Origin of the sequence: Shewanella inventionis, from assembly GCF_014641855.1 — a bacterium.
In the GTDB taxonomy this organism is placed as follows: domain Bacteria; phylum Pseudomonadota; class Gammaproteobacteria; order Enterobacterales; family Shewanellaceae; genus Shewanella; species Shewanella inventionis.
Genome location: NZ_BMII01000003.1, coordinates 66,900 through 87,913, shown reverse-complemented (window position 1 = coordinate 87,913; position 21,014 = coordinate 66,900). Strand labels below are relative to the sequence as shown.

Genomic DNA, 21,014 nt, shown 5'->3' with positions numbered 1-21,014 from the left:
TTGTTGAATTAACCGCACAATTACATGCGAAACACCCCAAAGTGGGTGTCTTCAATAGGAGCATTTAATGCTGCCGACAAGGCTAGGCCGACCACGTCACGGGTTTGCGCTGGATCAATAATGCCGTCGTCCCATAAGCGGGCGCTGGCATGGTATGGATGGCCTTCTTTTTCGTATTGCTCAACAATGGGTTTACGGAAGATTTGCTCATCTTGTGCTGACCATTCAACGCCTTTACGGGCTAAACCATCGCGGCGCACTGTGGCTAATACGCCTGCGGCTTGTTCGCCACCCATGACCGAAATACGCGCATTAGGCCACATCCACATCATGGTGGGTTCAAACGCTCGGCCGCACATGCCGTAGTTGCCTGCGCCATAACTGCCGCCAATAATCACGGTAAACTTAGGTACTTTAGCGCAAGACACCGCGGTCACCATTTTGGCGCCATGTTTAGCAATGCCTTCATGTTCATATTTTTTACCCACCATAAAGCCGGTGATATTTTGTAAAAACAGTAATGGAATTTTACGTTGGCAACACAGTTCAATAAAGTGAGCGCCTTTTTGCGCCGACTCAGAAAATAAAATACCGTTATTGGCCACAATGCCGACGGGGTAGCCATGAATACGTGCAAAACCACACACGAGCGTTGCGCCATAGTTGGCTTTAAATTCATCAAAGTCTGAGTCATCTACCACACGGGCAATGACTTCTTTTACATCAAACGGCTTTTTAAGATCGGTACCGACAATGCCATACAACTCATGGATGTCGAATTTTGGTGGTTTAACTGGGCTTAATAAGCTTTTGATTTCTTTTTGATGATTAAGACGCAGTACTGCACGGCGAGCAAGCTCAAGGGCGTGTTCATCATTTTGGGCTAAATGATCGGCGACACCGGATATTTTTGTGTGTACTTCAGCGCCGCCAAGCTCTTCTGCACTGACTTCTTCACCCGTTGCGGCTTTAACAAGCGGTGGGCCAGCTAAAAAGATGGTGCCTTGCTCTTTGACGATAATTGACTCATCGGCCATGGCAGGTACATAAGCACCGCCTGCGGTACACAAGCCCATGACGACGGCAATTTGTGGAATACCTTTGGCTGACATTTGCGCCTGGTTATAGAAAATTCGGCCGAAATGATCGCGGTCTGGAAACACTTCATCTTGGCGGGGTAAATTGGCCCCGCCTGAATCGACTAGGTAAATGCAGGGCAAGTGGCAACGGCTGGCAATGTCTTGCGCCCGTAAATGCTTTTTAACCGTAATTGGGTAGTAGGTGCCGCCTTTGACTGTGGCGTCGTTGGCGATAATCATGCACTCAACACCACTGACGCGGCCGATACCGGCAATTACACCCGCTGCGGGGACTTCTTCGTCATACACTTCAAATGCGGCAAATTGTGATATTTCTAAAAAGGGTGAGCCCGGGTCGAGTAGCTTTTCAACGCGCTGGCGCGGCAATAACTTACCACGAGACAAATGGCGCTCAAGTGCGACAGGGCCGCCACCTTGTTCGATTTTTTTGAGTTTTTGTTGAAGATCGTCGACAAGTAAGGCCATGCTGTCTGACTTGGCTTTAAATTCGTCACTGCGAGGATTGATACGGCTGCTCAGTTGCGTCATTTTTATATCCTTAATGAAGCAAAAAATAGGGGCTTAATTAAGGCGACATAACATGTTTGTTATATCACCTTTATACTGAAATGCTGGTTACTTTGACTCGTTAAACAATTCGCGGCCAATGAGCATACGGCGAATTTCAGAGGTGCCAGCACCAATTTCGTAAAGCTTAGCATCGCGTAATAAACGGCCAGTGGCGTATTCATTAACATAGCCATTGCCGCCCAGCAATTGGATAGCATCTAAGGCCATTTTAGTCGCCAGTTCGGCGCTGTATAAAATGGCGCCAGCAGCATCTTTACGTGTGGTTTCACCGCGATCGCAAGATTTTGCCACGCTGTAAACATAAGCACGGGCAGCGTTCATGCCTGTGTACATATCAGCTAATTTTCCTTGCACTAACTGGAACTGGCCAATGGACTGCCCAAACTGTTCGCGCTCGTGAATATAAGGTACAACGATGTCCATGCAAGCAGACATAATGCCTAATGGGCCACCAGACAACACAACGCGCTCATAATCTAGCCCGCTCATTAGCACTTTAACGCCATTATTGAGGCCGCCTAAGATGTTTTCTTCTGGCACTTCACAGTCTTCAAATACTAATTCGCAGGTATTTGAGCCGCGCATCCCGAGTTTGTCGAGTTTTTGTGCCTGGCTAAATCCTTTAAATCCGCGTTCGACAATAAACGCCGTAATACCATGAGGGCCTTTTTCAAGATCGGTTTTGGCGTAAATCACATAGGTGTGTGCATCTGGACCATTGGTGATCCACATTTTATTGCCGTTAAGAATGTAGCGGTCGCCTTCTTTACGGGCATGCAATTTCATCGATACAACGTCTGAACCCGCATTAGGCTCGCTCATGGCCAATGCACCAATGTGTTCACCACTCACAAGCTTAGGCAGGTATTTTGCCTTTTGCGCGTCATTACCATTGCGGTTAATTTGGTTAACACATAGGTTTGAGTGCGCGCCGTAACTTAATCCAATAGACGCTGATGCGCGTGAGATTTCCTCCATTGCGACCACATGAGCAAGGTAGCCCATGTTAGCACCACCATATTGCTCATCGACGGTGACGCCAAGTAACCCCATATCGCCAAGCACTGGCCATAATTGATTAGGGAAGGCGTTATCGAGGTCGACTTGGGCGGCAATCGGGGCGATTTCGTTGGCGGCAAAACCACGAACTGCATCACGTAACATGTCAACATCTTCACCTAAACCAAAGTTTAGGCTGGTATATAAGTCGCTCATTTGCATGTGTCCTGTTGAATTTTTATTATTGTCTTGTAAAGCACTGACTACCAACGCTTATAGAGTTGCGTTTTGGGTAGCGGGTAAAACATTGGCCGAATTGATTCAGCCATTCTTTGCTGTTATTTATTTCATCTTTTTGGCTGTGTTATCTGCTAATGCTGCTTTGCATTGCTGCTCTGCTGAGTTCAATTCCATCAATACCACTTTAATGTCGTCCATTTGTTGCTGTAGTGCGGTTTTTTTCTCGTTGACTAAATCAAGCATAGTTTGTAATTGAGTCGAACTGCTTTTATCTGCATCGTAAAGTTCAAATAATCGGCGTGTTTCTGCTAATGAAAACCCAAGTCGTTTTCCTCTAAGTATGAGTTTAAGACGTACTCGGTCTTTTAAACTGTATATACGAGTTTGACCACGACGCTTAGGTTTGATTAAGCCTTGGTCTTCGTAAAAACGAATGCTGCGGGTGGTGATATCAAATTCTTTTGATAAGTCACTGATTGAGTATGTGGATTGAGGGCTATGGATTGTGCTCATCATGTCACCAAAACTGTTTCTTTTGATGCAAGATATATGAAGTTTACGTAAAGGTAAAGTTTGTGGGGTTTATTTTGATTTTTTATCCTGCAAATACGTGTTAATTCTACTTGCCACGTTGCTAAGTATTATACATTAACCAATTGTTATATTTGATATTAATCTTTAGTAGTTAACGTCATTATAATATTAAACACTTGATTGAAATTAAAGATTTTTTTGTGCATTTGATGAATTGTTATCCCTTTGTCTAATAGGGCTATTTCATGAATTCTGCTCATAATCATTGTCATACACCCTGATTAATGGAGATCAATATGGCGGATTTAGGACTCTTAATGCATGAACAGTCGATAGCTGAGCCCGAAGTTTTCTGGCAAAAAGCGGCAAAGGCCATCAGTTGGGACATTGTACCTAATAAGGTATTAGATGATAGCAACAAGCCATTTTATCGATGGTTTGCTGATGGCAAAATGAACACCTGTTTTAATGCTGTCGATCGTCATGTACTCGCTGGTCGTGGTGAGCAAACTGCTATCCATTACATTAGTCCCGTGACTCAAAATGAATACGCGATTAGTTATCAATCAATGCTAGCGCAAGTCAAACGCCTTGCGGGGTTAATGGTGTCATTAGGTGTCACTAAAGGCGATCGTGTCGTCATTTACATGCCAATGGTCCCTGAAACCGCCTACGCAATGCTTGCCTGTGCGCGCATTGGCGCCATTCACTCTGTGGTGTTTGGTGGCTTTGCTGCCAATGAGTTGTCTACTCGTATTAATGATGCGAAACCCAAATTAATTTTATCTGCTTCATGTGGTATTGAGCCGTCGGGTGTCGTGCCTTATAAGCCTTTATTAGATAATGCTTTAGCTCAGGCAACACACACAGTTGAACATTGTATCATTTTAAATCGCACTGAATATCAGGCTGAGCTAAACGCCCCGCGCGATCTTGATTGGTACAGTGCATTGGTTGATGCACAAGATGTTGACTGTGTCTCGTTAGATGCGACAGACCCTTTATATGTGTTGTATACCTCAGGTACAACTGGCCAACCTAAAGGGGTTGTTCGCGATAACGGTGGTCATGCTGTTGCGCTAGCCTGGTCTATGGAGCACATTTATGACACTGGTGTGGGTGATGTGTTTTGGGCTGCATCCGATGTAGGGTGGGTAGTTGGACATTCTTATATTGTGTACGGGCCATTGCTTGTGGGGGCGACCACAATTATGTATGAGGGTAAACCGATAGGCACTCCCGATGCAGGCGCTTTTTGGCGCATTATTGAACAAAAGCACGTTCGCAGCTTTTTTACTGCGCCAACGGCTATTCGTGCAATTAAACGTGAAGATCCAAACGGTGAATTTATTAAACAGTTTGACCTATCGTGCCTTAAACAAATGTATTTAGCTGGCGAGCGCTGCGATCCTGAAACGTTAAATTGGAGTCAGCAACAGTTAGGTAAGCCAGTGGTTGATCATTGGTGGCAAACAGAAACCGGTTGGCCAGTTGCAGCCAATTTAATGGGTACAGATCCAATCGCGATTAAACCTGGTTCCCCCGCACGAGCTGTACCAGGCTATCAAGTCGAGATATTAGATGCGATGGGCGAGCCTGTTGCGGCCAATGAAAGTGGTAATGTGGTGATTAAGCAGCCTTTGCCACCAGGCACGCTTACTACGCTGTGGCAAAATGACAAACGCTATATTGATAGTTATTTGTCTATGTACCCAGGTTATTATTTAACTGGAGATGCAGGTTACATTGATGAAGATGGCTATTTGTACATCATGAGCCGCATTGACGATATTATTAATGTCGCAGGGCATAGATTATCTACTGGGCGCTTTGAAGAGGTATTGTGTCAACATGAAGCCGTTGCTGAGGCCGCGGTTATTGGCGTGCAAGATAAGCTTAAAGGCCAGGTTCCGCTTGGATTAGTGGTGCTTAAAAATGGGGTGACGTTATCTGATGATGACTTGTATAAACAATTACTGGCGTTAGTGCGCCATGAAATTGGCCCTGTTGCTTCCTTTAGACTAGTGAGTGCAGTACAAAAATTACCAAAAACGCGTTCGGGCAAAATTTTGCGCGCAACCATGCGCAAAATCGCTGACAATCAAGATTACACCATGCCTGCGACCATTGAAGATCCAAACACCTTAGAAATTGTTCGTAACGCGTTGACAAAAATGGGTTATGCAAATGCACTCGCATCAGAGCACACTGGTGGTTAAATCATTTTGTAACACAAATAAATGCCTTAATTAAACTGAACTAAAACCATAAAAGCACAGTAGTTTTTATGGTTTTTTCTATTCTGACAATAGGTTACCTTTATATTCTTCGGCTAGACTTACTTTGTAAAAAACAGCGTTTCCGCGTTTTGTTACTGGTAATTTAGTTACAAGAATCGCTATAATTGCCACCCAAATGGATTCGCATTACGCGATTAATCTCTGTGACCTGTGGAAATATAGACTATGAATAACCACACCCAACAATCTCACGTCGGCGTTATTGGCCTTGGTGTGATGGGCAAGAACCTTGCACTAAACATCGCAGATAACGGCTATCATGTGGCTGTTTTTGATCTCGATACTCAAAAAGTGAACGCTGCAATTTCTCAAGAAGCAAATGAGCGCAAGGCTGGCTTAGCTGACCGTATGCAAGCGTGTAATAATCTTTCAGAAATGCTCGCCAATTTAGTCGAACCTCGTGTGATCGTGTTATCTGTTCCTGCGGGCGCTCCTGTAGATGGTGTATGTAAGTCATTAATTGACGCAGGTATAGAAGCTCAAGATATTGTTATCGACACGGGTAACAGTTTATGGACTGATACTGTAGAGCGTGAAGCTAAGTATAAAGGTCAGTTTACTTTTTTTAGTTCAGCCGTTTCTGGTGGTGAGGTAGGGGCACGCTTTGGGCCTTCATTAATGCCAAGTGGCGACGAAAAAGCATGGCGTTATGTTGAACCAATTTGGAATGCTATAGCGGCTAAAGTGGATCCACAAACCGGTTTACCGATTGAGCGTTTTGAACCGGGCAATCCGGTGACTGAAGGCGAGCCTTGCACAACCTATATTGGTCCTGCGGGCTCTGGCCATTATGTCAAAATGGTCCATAACGGTATTGAATATGCTGACATGCAGCTTATTTGTGAAGCCTATCAGTTGCTTAATGATGGTTTGGGGATGTCTGCCCATGAAATCGGTACCGTATTTAAACAATGGAACAAGGGAATATTAAACAGTTACCTTATGGGGATTAGTGCTGAAGTATTACAGCAAGATGACCCATTAACGGGTAAGCCCCTAGTTGAAATGATTTTAGATAAAGCAGGTCAAAAAGGCACCGGTTTATGGACTGCAGTGAGCAGTTTACAAATTGGTTGCCCGGCGCCAACGATTGCAGAAGCAGTTTACGCACGTGCTGTAAGTACTCAAAAGACGTTGCGAGTGCAGTTAAATTCTAAGCTTGCGGGGCCGGCCCCGGTTGTATTGAGCGAAACCGAAAAAGCGGAGTTTATCGCTAACCTTGAAGATGCATTATATTGCGCCAAAGTGTGTTGTTATGCTCAAGGCTTCCAGCTTATGGCGATGATGGCAAAAGAGCAGAATTGGGCTTTAGATTTTGCTGAGATAGCCAAGATATGGCGAGCGGGATGCATTATCCGCGCTACATTCTTGCAATCGATTACTCAGGCGTATCAAGAAAATGCAACCCTAGCTAATCTATTAATGGCCGATACATTTAGTCAGACTTTGTCGCAAAAACACTTTAGCTGGCGAAAAACTGTTGCTGCATCAGTTATGCAAGGGATCCCTGCGCCTTGTATTAGCTCGGCTATTGCCTATTACGACAGTTATCGCTGTGAGACATTACCGGCTAACTTATTGCAAGGTCAGCGTGACTTTTTCGGTGCTCACACCTTTGAGCGTACTGATAAACCCGCAGGTGAAAAATACCATTTAGACTGGAGCGCCAAACAGCGCACATTATCTAAAGTATAAATCCGCTGTAAGGGTTGTTAACACCAAAACGCTCTCATTGAAATGAGAGCGTTTTTATTGGGATAAATAAGGATGAGTATAAATGTTATTAAGCAATACCCATCATGCTGGTGGGGTTCAATAAGTTATCAAGCTGCTGCTGACTCAGTAGATTTCGAGCTAACACCACTTCACTAATTGTTTTGTTTTCTGCTAGCGCTTGTCTAGCTACTGCACTGGCATTGCTATAACCGAGCACCGGAACCAAAGCTGTCACGACACCAATACTGTTGTCGACATTATCTCGACACCGCTGTTCGTTAGCTTGTATTCCTCTTATGCAGCGCTCATCAAGCATTTTACAAGCTGAGGTTAGCATTTTGATTGAGTTTAATAAGTTGTAGATGATTAGCGGCTCCATCGCATTGAGTTGCAACTGCCCAGCTTCAGCAGCCAGAGTGACCGCAAGATCGCTTGCAATAACCTGATAAGCAGTTTGGTTGACGGCTTCAGGAATTACCGGGTTGACTTTCCCTGGCATAATACTTGAACCTGGCTGTACCGCCGGTAATGATATTTCGGCTAATCCGGTCCTTGGTCCGCTTGATAACAACCTTAAATCATTACTTATTTTACTTAGTTTTACCGCGAGACGTTTTAATATTCCTGAATAATAAACAAAGGCGCCCATGTCGGATGTTGCCGCAATAAGATCGCTTGCTTGAAATAGCGGTTTATTTGAAATGGCAACCAAATGAGCAATGGCCAAATTGGGGTAATCTTTATGGCTGTTGATCCCCGTTCCTATCGCAGTGCCGCCAAGATTGATTTCACAGAGTAATTTACCTGCTTCTTGGAGCCGCGCTCTCTCTTTTCCTAGTACAGTGGCGAATGCTTTAAACTCTTGGCCTAAACTCATTGGCACCGCATCTTGTAACTGAGTTCGGCCCATTTTAATGACATGATTGAATTCTTGTGCTTTGTTATCCAGAGATTGAGTTAATGAAGCAACTGCTAGAATTAAGGCGTCACCGGCAAATTGAATCGCTAGACTGGCAGCCGTTGGGTAAACGTCGTTCGTCGACTGGCAACGATTTACATCGTCATTAGGATGTAAAAATTGATAATCACCTTTAATACGTCCCATTTTAGTTAACGCGATATTAGCGATAACCTCGTTTGCATTCATATTGGTGGAGGTACCAGCTCCTCCTTGAATTGCATCAACCACAAAATCTTGATTATATTGCCCTGACTGAATGTCTTTGCAGGCAGCAATAATCGCTTCAGCTTTATGTTGAGGTAATAACCCCAGCTGTTGGTTAGCTGACGCAGCCGCTTGTTTTACCATTGCTAAGCTAGTAATTAATTCTGGGAAATGCCCGATAGGAATACCAGAAATTGAAAAGTTATCAAGCGCTCGCTGAGTCTGAATACCGTACCAAACCGTATTTGGTAGTTCCATATCACCGATAAGATCATGTTCTGTTCTAGCAAGCATATACTGGCCTATATTGATTGAGATTAATGGTTGTTCGTGGCATTGGTTTGCCAAGCTGTTACGCTAAATTCAACGATATTTAACCAATGTTTTGATTAAGAAGCGATTTGACAAGTTAACTATAAATGGTGCTAGTTGATGCTGTTATGGCATCTTTTTGCGAATGGACTGTGGTTGTGTATCAAGGGCAATAAACTTATGATGCCTCGATGCTTTTTAGCTTGCTCTTAATCCAAGGTGTATTTAATGGCTTTGTCGTCCGATTTCTCTAAAAACTTGCAATTACTCTGTAGTTATTACAAATCAATCGCTGAAGTATGTCGCAGATTGGGGTTTAACCGCGCTCAATTTAATCGGTATTTAAACGGCACACATAAACCGAGTGCCAATACCATGTTAAAAATTTGCGAGTTCTTTGGGGTTGAAGAGTTCGAGATTATGATGCCTCAAAACCAATTTAAGTTATTAATTCAAGTTAGGCCTCAATTACACACTACAGAGAATGTGCGCTTACCTGAAACCACCCACTTTGAAACATTAGCGCGCAGCAGTACTCATGATTTAGACAAATATCTTGGTTATTATTTCGAATACTATTTGTCGATGGCGCACCCAGGTAAATTACTGCGAACATTAGTTTGTTTTACCAAGGTAAATCAAAAAATTTATTACCAACGCACGGAGCGAATAGTCGAACAGTCTCATCGAAAGCCCTATCATGGTGTCTATCTAGGAATGGCGAACTTTTTGGTAGACCGTATTTTTATGGTTGATTATGAGTCATTAACCAAGCATGAGATTTCACAAACTATTTTGTTTCCAACATTTAAGAATCGGATTACTCAGCTCAAAGGTTTGAAAATAGGAGTAAGTGGCAGTGGTGAGCGAATGCCAATTTGTACTCGAGTGGTTTATGAGTATCTAGGTGCATCAATTAATATCACTAAAGCATTTGCCCTTTGTGGTTTATATGATTTAAGTGCAACTGTTATTGATGACTCGATTAAGGCTGCGGTAAAAAATGAGATGGAACCACACGAAGTGCATTTTAGAGCAAGGTATTAATAACTCGTTATGGTACAACCTTGCAGGTAAGTAACCCCACCTACAAGGTTGTCGTATTAACTAAGGGTGATAAATAGTCCGACGCTAAACAAGATGCTGAAAATCATACAAAGCTTTGCAGTTTGTCCAAGGATTGGATTTAACGCCTCACCAGAGTTGTTATGAAACTCTCGGCTTAAATTACGGGCAATGACTAATGACACTCCGGCAAGTAACACGGGTAAGCCATCAAGTGAACCCAATAAAAATCCCGCTATGATGATCCCAAAGGGTAAGTACACCAAACTTTGATATAACACCTTTGCTTGTGATTCACCTATTCGAACCGCAAGGGTATTTTTACCTGCTTTGGTATCGGTTGAAATATCACGAGTGTTGTTAACTAACATGATTGCCGCGTTAAAAAAACCGATAGCACTGCCGAGTAACCAGGCTGTAATTGTGGTGGTGCCTGCTTGCAAATAATAACTTCCGACCACGGCCACTAAGCCAAAAAAAACAAATGCGGCTATTTCGCCTAATCCGTGCGATGCAAGTGGATAAGGCCCGCCACTGTAGCAAAGCGCGCCTAAAATCGAAGCTGCTGCCAAAATTGCTATGGGCCAGCCGCCATGGACGATTAACAGCGAACCCACCACTAATGCTGTGATAAGGCAGCCTATCATGGCATTTCTAACATGGCGTGGTGCTATCAAACCGCTTTGTGTGACTCGCACGGGGCCAATCCGATCTTCAGTATCAATGCCATTTTTAAAATCAAAGTAATCGTTAGCAAGATTGACCGATATTTGTAATAAAATTGCGCATAACATAGAGGTAAAAGCGATCAATAGGCTAAATTGACTTAAGCCTATTGCGAGCATGTTACCGACGAGTAACGGGCCTATGGCGGCAGGTAAGGTGCGTGGGCGAATAGCCATAAGCCATGATTGTATAGAACTAGCTTGCATATTTTTGTCAAAAACAGGGTCGATTAGCCATGGCTAATATCATATCAAAGTTTCAATTTGGGTGCTGATATGAATTTTTGCGTTGTATCACTCTTTTACTAATTGTTTGTGATGATGTTTATTCAACGATTTAACTGCGATTATGCTAGAAAATATCAATGCAACTAAGGTAACCTTAGGTGTTAATTTTTGCTGTATAGAAGGTAGTATGAGTCAGGTATTAAACGATTTGTTGTCATTGTTGTCATTGGAAAAACTTGAGGATGGCTTATTTCGCGGTCAAAGCCAGGACTTAGGATTTGGCCATGTTTTTGGCGGTCAGGTGATGGGGCAAGCGTTAAGTGCAGCAAAACAAACTGTTAGCGAAGACAGGCATGTGCACTCTTTACATTCTTATTTTCTGCGTGCTGGCGATGAAAAACACCCTATTGTGTATGACGTTGAGAACATGCGTGACGGTGGCAGTTTTAGTGCTCGTCGTGTTAAGGCGATACAAAAGGGGCGCCCCATATTTTATATGACCTGTTCGTTTCAAAAACACGAAAACGGTTTTGAGCACCAGGCTTCAATGCCTGACGTACCGGGGCCTGAGGGATTATTAAATCAGCAAGAGTTAGCAATGACCATGCGAGATAAAGTGCCTAAGCAAATGCTGGAAAAGTTTATGGCCGATTCGCCGATTGAAATGCGCCTGGTTAACCCGCTTAATCCACTTGCTCCAGGGACTAATGAACCTAAGCGGTATGTATGGCTGCGAGCCAATGGGCAAGTGCCAAATAATCATAATATTCAAGAATATTTGCTGGCGTATGCTTCTGATTTTAACTTTTTAGTGACTGCGGCTCAGCCTCATGGCGTGTCATATTTAACTCCAGGTATGCGAATGGCGACCATTGATCACGCTATGTGGTTCCATCGCCCATTTAACATGGAAGAATGGCTGCTTTATAGCATTGAAAGCCCTAATGCGGGTGGTGGCCGAGGTTTTGTCAAAGGGCAGTTTTTTAATAGGCAAGGGCAGCTTGTTGCTTCGGCAACCCAGGAAGGCCTGTTAAGAATGACTCACAAATAATAATGACAAGTAAGGATGCTTAAATGTGTAAATTGACGCAATGGTTTAAGTTATGTGTATTTATTTTGATAAGTGTTGTTCTAAGTGCCTGTGTGACTGTTGAACCTCCAAAGCCTGTTGTCGTTAACGGCTATGCTGGATATTTAGAAAAAATAGCGCTTACTAAAGGGTGTAAAATTAATATTTCGATAATTGATTTTAACCGTCCTGGGGTGATTATTTCACAGAAAAATTTTGATGTGGCCAAAACGCCTGTTCCATTTAAGTTTATTTTACCTGCTGAAGTGATCAGTAACGCTGTTGATTATGGTGTAGTTGCTATGATTACTTACCAGGGGAAAGCGATTTTTCAAACCTATGATCGCTATCATGTGATCAATAACGGTAAATACTCTGCCGAAGTATTGATGAAGCGCGTTAAATAACGTTTCAATCAATCTAGTTCACAAACTTATCTACCCGTCATTGATCTTTATGTTTGGCGGGTAATAATCTGTTTTCTTTCCTAATGTGCTGTTTAGGTTACCTATGACAGAGTTAACACCGGTTCATCGCAGTGAAGCTCAATCACGATTGATTTGGGCTTTATGTATTGCTTCTGTAGTGATTTACATTAATTTGTACACTGTGCAAGGAATGCTGCCTTCAATTGCTGAGCATTTTGATGTGTCTGGTGCTAAAGCGACCTTAGTGTTGTCGGTAACCAGTTTTACGCTAGCATTTTCGTTATTATTTTATGCAGTGCTATCTGACAGGGTTGGCCGATTGGCGCCTATTGTTGTTAGTTTATGGCTTTTGGCTGCATCTAATATTTTATTAATGTTTGCTCAAACATTTGATCAGTTGGTTTGGGTTCGTTTGCTTCAAGGTGTGCTGTTAGCTGCAGTACCTGCCATTTCTATGGCGTATTTTAAGGAGCAATTAGCGCCACAATTTATGCTCAAAGCTGCTGCGGTTTACATTATGGCCAACAGTATGGGTGGAATAGCTGGACGAATTTTTGGGGGCCTCATGGCTCAGCATCTATCGTGGCAATCGTCGATGGGGTTGGTGTTTTTAGTGTCGTTAATGGGGGTGGCTTTAGTGACTTATTTGCTGCCACGTAGAGAAATTAAACCCAACGTGATAAAACAAAAAGTATCATTGCTGCGAAAGATAAAACAAGATATTGATGGTTTTATGTTTCATTTGGCTGATAAGCAAATGTGCTTGGCATATTTAATTGGCGGCTTAGCTTTTATGATGATGGTGAATCAATTTAGTTTTATTCAGCTGCATCTTATGGCTGAGCCTTATGAGTTAAGCCGCTTTCAGGCAACCTTGATTTTTTTATGTTACTCAAGTGGCACGTTTGCTTCTTATTTGTCGGCTAAGTGGATTATGCGCTTTGGTTCTATGCCTTTATTTAGAGTGGCTTTGTGCTTAATGGTGTGTGGAACCTTAGTGACGTTAGTTGACACCTTGTTTGCCATTGTTGCAGGCTTTTTGATTAGTGCTTGTGGCTTTTTCTTAACTCATAGTTGCTGTAACTCATTTGTGGCTATGCGAGCTACCCAGCATAGAGCTAAAGCGACATCATTGTATTTGTGTTGTTACTACCTTGGGGCGTCTTTAGGGGGGCCTTATTTGATGTGGTTTTGGCATGACGCACAATGGAATGGGGTGGTGATAGGCTCTATGAGTTTATTGGCATTGTTAATGGTTGCAGTTTGGCGTTTGGGTGTTCACTACGGGAGCACTAAGGTGCTCCCAGTGAAAGGCTGATTGAATAAGTCTGGGAGGGTTAGCTTTCGATAAATTGTTTGCGGTCTAGGTCAAACTTACGCATTTTGTCATATAAGGTTTTTCGGGGTAATTCTAACTGCTCCATAGTTAATTTTATGCTGCCTTTGTTATGACTTAGCGCTTCTTCAATGAGCATTCGCTCAAAAAACTCCACTCTTTGTTGTAATGACATACTTGTATGCATGGTGGTGTGGTTATCTAAATTTCCAGCAAAGGCGGCATCTGCGCCTAGTAAAACATAGCGCTCGGCTAAGTTACGTAATTCGCGAACGTTACCAGGCCAATCATGAGAGGTTAGTACCATGGTTTGTTGAGGTGTTAAGGCAATTAATGCTTTGTGATATCGTGCAGAGGCAATTCGAGCAAAGTGCAAAAAAAGCAGTGGGATGTCTTCTAGACGTTCACGCAGTGGTGGAATTGCAATAGTGACTAAATTTAAACGATAGAGTAAGTCCTGCCTAAATTTTCCTTCTTCACACAGTTGTTGCAAGTTTAATTTTGTGGCGGCGATGACTCTAATATCTAAATTGATAGGTGTATTAGAGCCTAGGCGTTCCACTTTTCGGTCTTCTAGTACTCGTAATAATTTAACTTGTAAAGACATTGGTGTGCTTTCTATTTCATCTAGAAAAAGCGTGCCACCATTTGCATATTCAAATTTGCCTATGCGTCGTTTATCAATACCGGTAAATGCGCCCGATTCTGCACCAAACAATTCACTTTCGATTAAATTCTCGGGAATAGCACCACAGTTAATCGCGACAAAATTGGCTTTGTTACGGTAGCTATGATCATGTAGGTAACGAGCGACTAGCTCTTTGCCTGCCCCTGTTTCTCCTTCGATCATGATGTCGGCTGGCGTGTCGAGTACTTGATCAATGAGGTGGCGCATTTTCATTACACCAGGGCTGCTACCTAAAATACGAGGGCCAGGAGCTATGTGTGATTCTAGCTCACGTTTTAGTTTACGGTTTTCTAATGTGAGTGATCGCTTTTCTAGTGCGCGTTTGGTCACGTCGAGAATGTGTTCGTTGTTAAAGGGTTTTTCAATGAAGTCATACGCCCCTTTTTTTAGCGCATCAACGGCCATGGCAATATCACCAAAGCCAGTAAGGAGTACCACTGGTAAATCATTATCTTGTTGTTTTAATTGTTGCAGTAGACTAAGGCCGTCAAGCTGCGGCATATTGACATCTGAAATAATGATGCCACCCCAATTGGGTGTAATGTGGCGGGCAATGGTTTGTGGATCTGTTATGGCAAGTGCACTGATATTTTCAAGTTTAAACAACTGTTGTAATACGGTACCGATGTGGGGTTCATCATCAACAATGACCACTTGGTAATCATTGATGTTTTGTATTTGGGTCACGTTTACATTTCCTCGCGTAGGTAGAGCGGCAAAATAATATGAAAAATAGCGCCGCCTTGTTGTGCATTTTCGATTGTAATTGAGCCTTGCATCGATTCAATTATGCGTTGAGATATTGATAATCCTAGCCCTAATCCTTGGCGTTCGCTGGTGGTGTAGTAGGGTTCAAATATTTTACTCATTTGGCTCTCCCTTACTCCTGGGCCGCTATCTTGAATGCTGATGTTGACTTTGTTATCGCAATACACAGCAATGTGTAATTGTTTGTTTTTTGACAGTTGCATGGCAACAATTGCATTACTGATTAAGTTAACTAGTACTTGTTGTAATCTAACGCTGTCGCCCCATATTTGGCATTTTCCTTTTAATAATGCAAGAGACAATTTAACCCCTTGCTTATCTAGCTCTGGTTGCACAATAGTAATAGCTTGCTCAATTGATTGGTTGATCTCTGTGGCATTGTCCTTACCTTGCGACTTGCGAGTAAAGCTTTTAAATTGGCCAATAATATCGGCTAATCTGTCTGTCAGTTCTATCATGGTTTTGATATTACTGCTGGCTTCATCAATCATGTTACGGCCAATAAACGTTTGAGTGTTTTGAGCGTAACTCCTTAATGCTGCCAATGGCTGATTTAACTCATGGTTAATACTGGCCGATAGGCTGCCGATTACAGTCAGTTTTGCCGCTTGGATGAGCTCATCTTGGGTATCTTTTAATTGATTGTTGGCTTGTTCTAATTCTATCGTGCGCTCTTTTACACGCAGTTCGAGTTGGTTTTGTGCGTGCCGCATTCTGAGTAAGTTTTTTCTTCGTTCAATGCTGTACACAATAAATAAAGCAAATAGCATGTATAAGGTTGCACTTAGCAGCATTATTGGGGGTAATGATTCGTAAAGAGGTTTCATTGGTGCCAGAACATGAACATGCCAATTGGCGTTGGGCATCAATTGATGACGCTCTAGGTATTTTTCATTTTCTTCAAAAGAGGCGATTTGATAAACCTGTGTTGTGTTGGATGCCCCCAATGCGAATTTAGGCGCAAAATGTAATTCGCCAATTGGCCGATTGGCATATCGCTTTGAAGAATTTAATGCGAAACGTTTAGCTTGTGATAATGGCGTTAATGAATTAAAGCGCCATCCACTAACACTAGACAAGAAGACAATGTTATCAGGGTCGCTGATCATAAATTCGTACTGGCTGGCTAAGGCTATGCCACTCCCTTGCTGCTCTACAAGACCAATATCAACTTTGACGACGATGACTCCTAGGACTAAGCCTTTATGATAAACCGGATTGGCAAAGTAAAAACCGCGCTTGTTTGATGATGTGCCTACTGCATAGTAACGTCCTGATTTTCCGGATATGGCTTCAATAAAATAAGGGCGAAAAGAATAGTCATGATTGACAAAAGAGTTGGGTTTGTCCCAATTGCTTGCTGCAATGGCAACGCCTAATGCATCTGTGAGATATATATCAGAGGATTCTGTAACTTGTTGTAGCTCTGACAAGTATGCATTCAGCTTTTGGATAGTGTTAGGGTTTTGCTGATCAAGCAAGCCCTGTTCTAAGATTGGGTTTTTGGCCAACACTGCGGGTATATTTTCGTAATGGGCGAGGGCGTTATCAATAAAGAGAACTAATTCATTAATTTGTTTTTCTGATTGTTGAGCAATTCTTTTTGTACCTTGATCAAGTAAATACCAGTGTGTCGCCTTGAGTGTTAGCAATAACCCGATAAGCAGTAATATGCCTATTAGTACTTTACGTTTTTTAATCGTTGTAAATGAAAGCATGCAAAATACCGTGAGTAATGAAGGTTAATATTTTGGTCGGTTAATCGCGAAAGAAGGTTTACTGAATAGTGGAAGTATAACCAATGTCGTGTTTATTGCTGTAAACCATTTTACATGACTCAGATGAAACGCAATAGTATGACGTCATAGGAACTTGAGCCGTTGGTGTGTTTTTGGTTAAGGTATAGCGCGAGCCTTAATTTAATAAGGCTCGCTTAATAAATGATAAAAGCTAATAGCCGTTTAATTTGTCGATATACTCAGGCAAAAATAGTGATATTTGCGGGATGTAAGTGATTAATATTAAAAAGCCAAGTAATAGTACTAACCAAGGTAAGCAAGACTGTATTACCCACCCCATGCTTTTTCCTGTTATGCCCGCGGTGACAAACAAATTGAGCCCCACAGGCGGTGTCAGCATGCCAATTTCCATGTTAACAACCATGATGATCCCTAAATGAATTGGATCAATACCTAACTGAGTTGCAATGGGGAACAAAATTGGAGCCATAATCAATAAGATTGCTGACGGTTCCATAAAGTTACCCGCCGCTAACAGCAATAAATTGACAATAATTAAAAAGCCCCAAGCTGGTAAACCCAGCCCCACAATTGCTTCAGCGATGATGTGAGGAATTCGCTCTGTTGTTAGTACATGAGCAAATAGCATGGCATTAGCAATAATAAACAACAGCATAATACTGACTTTTGCCCCATCACGTACCACATGACGTATTTCTTTGTCTGTAGGTGTTTTAATCACAGCGAGTAACATGAATCCGATATTGCGCAGAGCTGCTACAACGAGCGATTCTTGGTTATTTCGCCAGGCAACATTTTTTAGTGGTCCAATATCACGATATCCAAACACAGCAATAAAATAGGCATACACACAAGCTACCGCAGCGGCTTCTGTTGGGCTGGCAACACCACCGTAGATAGAGCCGAGCACAATAAGAATGAGTGCTAATCCACCCATTGCCTTAGCACTTGATATTGTGAGTGCTTTTACACCTGGAAATGGACGTGAGGGGAGTTTTTTAATTCGAGCGACAATATAGATGGCGATCATTAAAATACAGCCCATCATTAATCCTGGAATTAAGCCTGCCATAAACATTCTGGCCGCCGACACTTCGGTTGCCGCCGCATACACCAGCATCACAATGGATGGCGGAATTAAAATACCAAGTGTGCCCGAGGTTGTGATAACTCCCGCTGCAAATTTCTCTGGGTATCCAGCGCGAACCATACCTACGATGACAATTGAGCCAATGGCGGCAACAGTTGCGGGTGAAGAGCCTGATACCGCAGCAAATAACATACAGGCCATGACTGACGCCATTGCTAGACCGCCACGAATATGCCCGACACTGTCCATTGCAAAGTCGATGATCCGCCTTGCGACGCCACCGGTTGATAAAAACGCTGAAGATAAAATAAAAAATGGTATCGCAAGTAAGGTGTAATGTTCTGAGGTTGATTCGTAAAGTTTTAAAGCGATTGAAGCAAGCGAGTCATTTGAGTAAAGCAAGATAGTGAGCATGCTTGAAAAGCCTAATGCAATTGCAATAGGCATACCTACCATCATACAAATAAGCAGGGTGATAAATAATGTAGCGATAGTCATTATTTTGCGTCCTTATCAGTTTGTTCTTGTTGTTCTGGAGCTGATTTGGCGGCTTCATCTATCAGGTGCATACTGTCTTTTGCTTCATCGGCTAGCTGAAAACCGACAGCTTGATTTCGTAAAATGGCAATAAATAACTCAATGAAACGCCAGGTTAACATTGAGAAACCAATCAATAAGATACTTTGAGACAACCAGATTGGTACCGCGCCATCTTCAACATCGATGCGTAATGTTTCCCATGCATAGTCTGGGTCTAACTGATGGATAAACCATGCTGGAAAATCAATATCTTCCATTGGAATACCAATTTGGTACATTTGTGTTAAGTAATCCCACGAACCTTTCAAAAACATTGCACAATATATAACGCAACATAAGCAAGCAAATATCGCTACCATCTTTTGTGGTTTACCAGAAAGTTTAGATACAAATGCGTCGACGCCAATATGTGCACCGACTTTGACACCATAAGACATACCAAAAAGAACAAACCAGCCGCACAAGGTTAATGTCAGTTCTTGTATCCATAAAAAGCCAGTATTAAAAAAGAAACGGGCAATGACTTCACCAAATACAAGTAGGGTCATCAATGTGATGAGAAGGTTAAGAAAACCTTCTTCGAAATAACCAAATAATCTTGATATCACAGTTATACTCCTTGAATAAAATAAGGATGGTGTGGTGCTGATGGTAATAAGTTTCAGCACCACATTAAGTGTTAAGATTATTTTGTGTTTGCAGCTTGTGCGGCATCGATCATGTCTTTGCCAATTTGATCTTCAAATTTCGCCCAAACCGGTTTCATTGCATTAACCCATTGTTGACGGTCTTCTGGTGACAAGGTCACTAACTCAGAGCGTTTTGAGTCTAAAATAGCTTGTTTATCTTCATTGTCTTTTTCGGCAGCAATTTTATTGCCAAGGGCGATGGCTTCATCAAGAGATGATTTAAATACCGCGCGTTTGTCGGCTGGCAAGCCTTTCCAGAAAGTATTTGATGTCACAACCATGTAATCTAATACGCCATGGTTACTTTCAGTGATGTGGCTTTGCACCTCGTAGAACTTCATAGAATAAGTGTTCGACCAGGTGTTCTCTTGACCATCAATGGCGCGGGTTTGTAATAACGTAAAAACTTCTGAGAATGGCTTTTTAACAGGGATAGCGCCTACAGCATCAAATTGTGCCGCGATAACGTCTGATGCCATAATGCGGAATTTTTTGCCATTTGCATCTTTTGGTAACATCAGTGGGTTGTTAGCTGAAAATTGTTTCATGCCGTTATGAAGATACCCTAAGCCCACCACACCTTTTCGGTTCATTGAGTTAAGAAGTTTTTGGCCTGAATCTGATTGTTGAAAACGATCGACCGCAGCCATATCTTCGAATAAAAAAGGTAAGTCAAAAATTTGTAGTTTTTTTGTATAGCGTTCAAATTTAGATAGGGAAGGCGCCACAAATTGCACGTCGTTTAATAGCAATGCCGCTAATTCATTGTTGTCACCAAATAATTGCGAGTTAGGAAATACGTTAACGACGTACTCGCCAGGTAAACGCTGCTCAATTAATTCTTTAAACTTGAGCGCCATTTGGCCTTTAGGAGTATTTTCGGCCACAACATGTGAAAATTTAATTTCCACAGGTTCAGCAAATACATTAAAGCTTGCTGCCAAAATTGAAGCGATGGTGGCCAGTTTAGCGATTGACTTTAATGGTTGGGTAAAGGTACTTGTCGATTTTTTCATGAGGTTTAGCTTCCTTTTTTTAGTGTTATATATTCCTCACGGTGGTGACCCGTTCCAGAACAAGCCAACCATAAACGCATTATGAGGATAGATAAAACATAGCAAGCATTAGGCCATAGTGTTAATTTTTTGTAACATTATGATAGTTATTAACTTTAATTTAAGTACTGATATGTAGATACTGTGGTTTGTGTGGGATGTCACACAAAATAAATCTACCTATGGGTGGAATGTCACACATTTATTGTTGGCGTTATGGCGCTCTCGTTTTCTGTATATATGGTGTTTGATACGTGAGCCGTGCGAAATGTTGCTGGTGTTGAGTCGAAATTGAGATGATATCGCGTAATATCATTTTCTAATAGGCACAAAAAAACCACCGTGAGGTGGTTTTTTTGTTTCGAATACATATCAATATGTACGAATACCAATTTAATGGTGGAGCTACACGGGATCGAACCGTGGACCTCTTCACTGCCAGCGAAGCGCTCTCCCAGCTGAGCTATAGCCCCAAATTCTAGCTAATAAAAACTAAAACTTGAATAATATGGTATCCCATAGGGGATTCGAACCCCTGTTACCGCCGTGAAAGGGCGGTGTCCTAGGCCTCTAGACGAATGGGACACAGTTGATACGTTATACTCTGTATCGAGTGAATACTCACTAATGTCTGTAG

At 42.3% G+C, this 21,014-nt stretch carries 16 protein-coding genes and 2 tRNA genes; 6 read left to right on the top strand and 12 right to left on the bottom strand.

What is annotated here, in order from left to right:
- Positions 1-20 precede the first annotated feature (20 nt).
- The 3 genes from IEW93_RS02660 to IEW93_RS02650 all read right to left on the bottom strand — a co-directional run bounded on the left by IEW93_RS02660 (position 21) and on the right by IEW93_RS02650 (position 3,422).
- Positions 21-1,628, bottom strand: coding sequence for a carboxyl transferase domain-containing protein (locus tag IEW93_RS02660; protein WP_188736646.1), 1,608 nt, complete (start codon positions 1,626-1,628; stop codon positions 21-23).
- Positions 1,629-1,715: 87 nt separating this feature from the next.
- On the bottom strand, positions 1,716-2,885 hold the full coding sequence (locus tag IEW93_RS02655) for an isovaleryl-CoA dehydrogenase (RefSeq protein WP_188736644.1): 1,170 nt from the start codon (positions 2,883-2,885) through the stop codon (positions 1,716-1,718).
- A gap of 126 nt (positions 2,886-3,011) precedes the next feature.
- Positions 3,012-3,422, bottom strand: coding sequence for a MerR family transcriptional regulator (locus IEW93_RS02650; protein ID WP_188736810.1), 411 nt, complete (start codon positions 3,420-3,422; stop codon positions 3,012-3,014).
- A gap of 317 nt (positions 3,423-3,739) precedes the next feature.
- Here IEW93_RS02650 and IEW93_RS02645 point away from each other — a divergent pair, with 317 nt between their 5' ends.
- Together IEW93_RS02645 and gnd are read left to right on the top strand one after the other, a co-directional pair.
- The gene (locus IEW93_RS02645; protein WP_188736641.1) at positions 3,740-5,662 is read left to right on the top strand and encodes a propionyl-CoA synthetase; all 1,923 of its coding nucleotides are present in this window, start codon (positions 3,740-3,742) and stop codon (positions 5,660-5,662) included.
- 246 nt (positions 5,663-5,908) lie between these two features.
- Complete coding sequence (gene gnd, locus IEW93_RS02640) at positions 5,909-7,438, top strand: NADP-dependent phosphogluconate dehydrogenase (protein ID WP_188736639.1); 1,530 nt, start codon at positions 5,909-5,911, stop codon at positions 7,436-7,438.
- 88 nt (positions 7,439-7,526) lie between these two features.
- Here gnd and IEW93_RS02635 read toward each other — a convergent pair whose 3' ends face one another.
- The gene (locus IEW93_RS02635; RefSeq protein ID WP_188736637.1) at positions 7,527-8,918 is read right to left on the bottom strand and encodes an aspartate ammonia-lyase; all 1,392 of its coding nucleotides are present in this window, start codon (positions 8,916-8,918) and stop codon (positions 7,527-7,529) included.
- Between the two features lie 246 nt (positions 8,919-9,164).
- Here IEW93_RS02635 and IEW93_RS02630 point away from each other — a divergent pair, with 246 nt between their 5' ends.
- Positions 9,165-9,983, top strand: coding sequence for a helix-turn-helix domain-containing protein (locus tag IEW93_RS02630; protein WP_223418406.1), 819 nt, complete (start codon positions 9,165-9,167; stop codon positions 9,981-9,983).
- A 56-nt stretch (positions 9,984-10,039) separates the two neighbouring features.
- Here IEW93_RS02630 and IEW93_RS02625 read toward each other — a convergent pair whose 3' ends face one another.
- Positions 10,040-10,933 carry a 1,4-dihydroxy-2-naphthoate polyprenyltransferase gene (locus IEW93_RS02625; RefSeq protein WP_188736635.1) on the bottom strand — a complete coding sequence of 298 codons (894 nt, stop codon included), beginning with the start codon at positions 10,931-10,933 and terminating at the stop codon, positions 10,040-10,042.
- Between the two features lie 208 nt (positions 10,934-11,141).
- On the opposite strand from IEW93_RS02625, the gene tesB reads away from it, so the two are divergent.
- From tesB to IEW93_RS02610, 3 genes are all read left to right on the top strand, one after another.
- On the top strand, positions 11,142-12,005 hold the full coding sequence (gene tesB, locus IEW93_RS02620; protein ID WP_188736633.1) for an acyl-CoA thioesterase II: 864 nt from the start codon (positions 11,142-11,144) through the stop codon (positions 12,003-12,005).
- Positions 12,006-12,028: 23 nt separating this feature from the next.
- Positions 12,029-12,430, top strand: a complete 402-nt coding sequence (locus IEW93_RS02615) for a YbaY family lipoprotein (RefSeq protein WP_188736631.1) — start codon at positions 12,029-12,031, stop codon at positions 12,428-12,430.
- A gap of 103 nt (positions 12,431-12,533) precedes the next feature.
- Complete coding sequence (locus tag IEW93_RS02610; protein ID WP_188736629.1) at positions 12,534-13,769, top strand: MFS transporter; 1,236 nt, start codon at positions 12,534-12,536, stop codon at positions 13,767-13,769.
- Between the two features lie 19 nt (positions 13,770-13,788).
- Here the strand turns inward: IEW93_RS02610 and IEW93_RS02605 are convergent, their stop codons facing one another.
- The 7 genes from IEW93_RS02605 to IEW93_RS02575 form a co-directional block, all read right to left on the bottom strand.
- Positions 13,789-15,162 (bottom strand): sigma-54-dependent transcriptional regulator, encoded by a 1,374-nt coding sequence (locus IEW93_RS02605; protein ID WP_188736627.1) that lies wholly within the window; start codon positions 15,160-15,162, stop codon positions 13,789-13,791.
- A gap of 2 nt (positions 15,163-15,164) precedes the next feature.
- Positions 15,165-16,961 carry a sensor histidine kinase gene (locus IEW93_RS02600; protein WP_188736625.1) on the bottom strand — a complete coding sequence of 599 codons (1,797 nt, stop codon included), beginning with the start codon at positions 16,959-16,961 and terminating at the stop codon, positions 15,165-15,167.
- Between the two features lie 232 nt (positions 16,962-17,193).
- A complete protein-coding gene (locus IEW93_RS02595) occupies positions 17,194-18,591 on the bottom strand; it encodes a TRAP transporter large permease (protein ID WP_188736623.1) in 1,398 nt (465 codons plus the stop codon).
- A complete protein-coding gene (locus IEW93_RS02590; protein ID WP_188736621.1) occupies positions 18,591-19,241 on the bottom strand; it encodes a TRAP transporter small permease in 651 nt (216 codons plus the stop codon). Before IEW93_RS02590 ends, IEW93_RS02595 begins: the two co-directional genes overlap by 1 nt.
- 77 nt (positions 19,242-19,318) lie before the next feature.
- On the bottom strand, positions 19,319-20,338 hold the full coding sequence (locus IEW93_RS02585; protein WP_188736619.1) for a TRAP transporter substrate-binding protein: 1,020 nt from the start codon (positions 20,336-20,338) through the stop codon (positions 19,319-19,321).
- A gap of 436 nt (positions 20,339-20,774) precedes the next feature.
- A tRNA-Ala gene (locus tag IEW93_RS02580) sits at positions 20,775-20,850 on the bottom strand.
- A 36-nt stretch (positions 20,851-20,886) separates the two neighbouring features.
- A tRNA-Glu gene (locus tag IEW93_RS02575) sits at positions 20,887-20,962 on the bottom strand.
- Between the last annotated feature and the right edge of the window lie 52 nt (positions 20,963-21,014).

Bases quoted from the DNA above. Each gene is read 5' to 3' on its own strand.
- IEW93_RS02660 (WP_188736646.1), bottom strand. From the start codon at position 1,628: ATGACGCAACTGAGCAGCCGTATCAATCCTCGCAGTGACGAATTTAAA.
- IEW93_RS02655 (WP_188736644.1), bottom strand. From the start codon at position 2,885: ATGAGCGACTTATATACCAGCCTAAACTTTGGTTTAGGTGAAGATGTT.
- IEW93_RS02650 (WP_188736810.1), bottom strand. From the start codon at position 3,422: ATGAGCACAATCCATAGCCCTCAATCCACATACTCAATCAGTGACTTA.
- IEW93_RS02645 (WP_188736641.1), top strand. From the start codon at position 3,740: ATGGCGGATTTAGGACTCTTAATGCATGAACAGTCGATAGCTGAGCCC.
- gnd (WP_188736639.1), top strand. From the start codon at position 5,909: ATGAATAACCACACCCAACAATCTCACGTCGGCGTTATTGGCCTTGGT.
- IEW93_RS02635 (WP_188736637.1), bottom strand. From the start codon at position 8,918: ATGCTTGCTAGAACAGAACATGATCTTATCGGTGATATGGAACTACCA.
- IEW93_RS02630 (WP_223418406.1), top strand. From the start codon at position 9,165: ATGGCTTTGTCGTCCGATTTCTCTAAAAACTTGCAATTACTCTGTAGT.
- IEW93_RS02625 (WP_188736635.1), bottom strand. From the start codon at position 10,933: ATGCAAGCTAGTTCTATACAATCATGGCTTATGGCTATTCGCCCACGC.
- tesB (WP_188736633.1), top strand. From the start codon at position 11,142: ATGAGTCAGGTATTAAACGATTTGTTGTCATTGTTGTCATTGGAAAAA.
- IEW93_RS02615 (WP_188736631.1), top strand. From the start codon at position 12,029: ATGTGTAAATTGACGCAATGGTTTAAGTTATGTGTATTTATTTTGATA.
- IEW93_RS02610 (WP_188736629.1), top strand. From the start codon at position 12,534: ATGACAGAGTTAACACCGGTTCATCGCAGTGAAGCTCAATCACGATTG.
- IEW93_RS02600 (WP_188736625.1), bottom strand. From the start codon at position 16,961: ATGCTTTCATTTACAACGATTAAAAAACGTAAAGTACTAATAGGCATA.
- IEW93_RS02595 (WP_188736623.1), bottom strand. From the start codon at position 18,591: ATGACTATCGCTACATTATTTATCACCCTGCTTATTTGTATGATGGTA.
- IEW93_RS02585 (WP_188736619.1), bottom strand. From the start codon at position 20,338: ATGAAAAAATCGACAAGTACCTTTACCCAACCATTAAAGTCAATCGCT.